At 64.3% G+C, this 2,442-nt stretch carries 2 protein-coding genes; one reads left to right on the top strand and one right to left on the bottom strand.

Annotation, left to right across the window (positions count from 1 at the left end):
• A partial coding sequence (locus MJD61_05985; protein ID MCG8554825.1) for a DNA gyrase subunit A occupies positions 1–1,343 on the bottom strand: 1,343 nt, incomplete at its 3' end.
• Between the two features lie 160 nt (positions 1,344–1,503).
• Here MJD61_05985 and MJD61_05980 point away from each other — a divergent pair.
• Positions 1,504–2,211 (top strand): response regulator transcription factor, encoded by a 708-nt coding sequence (locus MJD61_05980; protein ID MCG8554824.1) that lies wholly within the window; start codon positions 1,504–1,506, stop codon positions 2,209–2,211.
• The last annotated feature ends 231 nt before the right edge of the window (positions 2,212–2,442 follow it).

Raw genomic sequence — 2,442 nt, 5'->3', positions numbered from 1 at the left:
TCCGCACGCTCCCGGGCAGCGTCGACCTCGTCCTGCGGTCGGCCGGCACGCTGCACGAACTGCTCGAGCCCCTTCAAGGGCAGTTGCACGAGCGCAATGCGAGCCTGCTCGACGTCCGCGGCAGCTCGAATGGTCGACACCACCAGGTCGACTTCCGTGACTGCCATTCCGAGACCTTCCACGATCTCGAGCTGCTCCTCTGCCCTGCGCAACTCGAAACGAGTGCGGCGCGTCACGACCTCGCGCCGATGGAGAATGAAGTGTTGCAGCACCTCGTTGAGGCTCAGCAGCTGCGGGCGGCCACCGACGATCGCCAGGTTGTTGACGCCGAACGTGCTCTGCAGCGCAGTCAGCTGAAACAGCTGATTCAGCACGATTTGATCCGCGGCATCGCGCTTGAGCTCGATCACAGCGCGCATGCCTTGCCGGTCCGACTCGTCGCGCAGGTCGCTGACGCCCTCGATGCGCTTCTCGCGCACCAGGTCCGCAATCTTCTTCAGGAGCTCCGCCTTGTTGACCTGATAGGGCAGCTCCGTGATCACGATCTGTTCGCGTCCGCCCTTGCCCGGGATTGGTTCCACGTGACAGCGGGCACGCATTACCACACGCCCGCGCCCGGTGTGGAAGCCATCCCGAATGCCACGGGTTCCGTAGATGAGCCCGGCGGTCGGGAAATCAGGGCCGCGCACTCCGAGGCGACCCGTGGCTGGATCGTCCGCCATCAGCTCGTCGACGCTGAGCTCGGGATTCCGAATCAGCCTCACCGTGGCGTCGACAACCTCCCGGAGATTGTGCGGCGCGATGTTCGTGGCCATCCCCACGGCGATGCCGCCGGAGCCGTTGACCAAGAGGTTCGGCACCCGGCTGGGCAAGACCAACGGCTCGCGCTCGCTGTCGTCGAAATTGGAGCCGAATTCGACGGTGTCTTTGTCGATGTCCGCAAGCAGCTCCGAGGCGAAGCGCGCCATGCGCACCTCGGTGTAGCGCATGGCCGCCGGGGAATCGCCATCGACGGAACCGAAGTTGCCCTGGCCATCGACCAGCGGATAGCGCATGGAGAAGTCCTGAGCCATCCGCACGAGCGCGTCGTAGACCGCCGAATCGCCGTGGGGATGGTACTTGCCCAGCACCTCGCCAACGACCCTGGCGGACTTTCGATAGCTCTGGTTCCAGTGAATGCGCATCTCGTGCATCGCAAACAGCACCCGTCGATGCACGGGTTTCAACCCGTCACGAACATCGGGGATCGCTCGCCCGATGATGACCGACATGGCATATTCGAGGTACGAGTTGCGTAGCTCCTCCTCGATGGAAACTGGAATCTTGGAACGGGTCTCGGTCATCGCTGCTCGGGGCAGGCAACCCCGGGCCGACGCAGCCCGGCGGGCAACGGAGTGCGCCCGACGCTACCACAGCGCTACGACCCAATCACGGAAAAAGGCGGACCTTCCATGTCACCAACTTGTCACGGGCACCCGGGCAGCCGGAGCCTAGGATCCCAACATGGCGGCGTTGATTCTGATCGTCGAGGATGAGAGCGATATCGCTGATCTGCTGGAATACAACCTGCGGCAGGATGGATACCGTACTGTGATCGCGCGCACGGGCGAGCAGGCGCTGCAGCGCAGCACCGGCGATAGTCGTCCCGACTTGATCGTGCTCGATCTGATGCTGCCCGACCTCGCCGGTACCGAGGTGTGCCGGATACTGCGGCAGCGGGAAGCCACGCGCAGGGTCCCGATTATCATGCTGACCGCCAAGGCGGAAGAAATCGACCGTGTGGTGGGCTTCGAAGTAGGCGCCGACGACTACGTCACCAAGCCGTTCAGCGTGCGGGAGCTGCTGCTACGCGTGCGGGCCATTCTGAGGCGAGGACACGCGAACGGCGAGACGAGCAAGGAGCTAAGCTTCGGGGCCTTGCGCATCGACTCCGACAGCCACCGGGTCTGGGTCGACGGCAAGGAAGTGGCGTTGACCGCGTTGGAGTTTCGGCTGCTGACCACGCTCCTGAGCCGCAAAGGACGCGTGCAGACCCGCGAGCGCTTGCTGCAGGACGTATGGGACATGAGCTCGGAAGTGACCACCAGGACGGTCGACACGCACGTGAAGCGACTCCGACACAAGATCGGCAACGCGGCAGCCTACATCGAAACGCTGCGCGGGGTGGGCTACCGCTTCCAAGATGCCGAGCCGCGGCCTGGCGATCGCTGACGGGCGGCCTGCAGCGCTGATCCCCTGTGTTCGAAGCCGGCGTCACCCGGCGACGCGCAGAAAACGCTGTGCCAAGGGCCCGCGGAAGAACAACTCGTGTGTTTCGGTGAGGACTGGGCGCCGCTGGCGAGGCGCGACGACGAGGAGTATTGGGGATGCTTCGAGGAGGAGCAACATAGCCAGCGGTGGTCAGAACCGGCGAAATGGATGAGTTGTTCTTCCGCGGGCCCT

The organism is Pseudomonadota bacterium (genome assembly GCA_022361155.1).
GTDB lineage: Bacteria > Myxococcota_A > Polyangia > Polyangiales > JAKSBK01 > JAKSBK01.
The sequence above is the reverse complement of the archived record's forward strand: the minus strand, read 5'-3'. Positions and strand labels throughout refer to the sequence as shown.

What these genes read in the sequence shown, in the direction of transcription:
- MJD61_05980 (MCG8554824.1), top strand. Translation starts at nt 1,504, where the DNA reads ATGGCGGCGTTGATTCTGATCGTCGAGGATGAGAGCGATATCGCTGAT.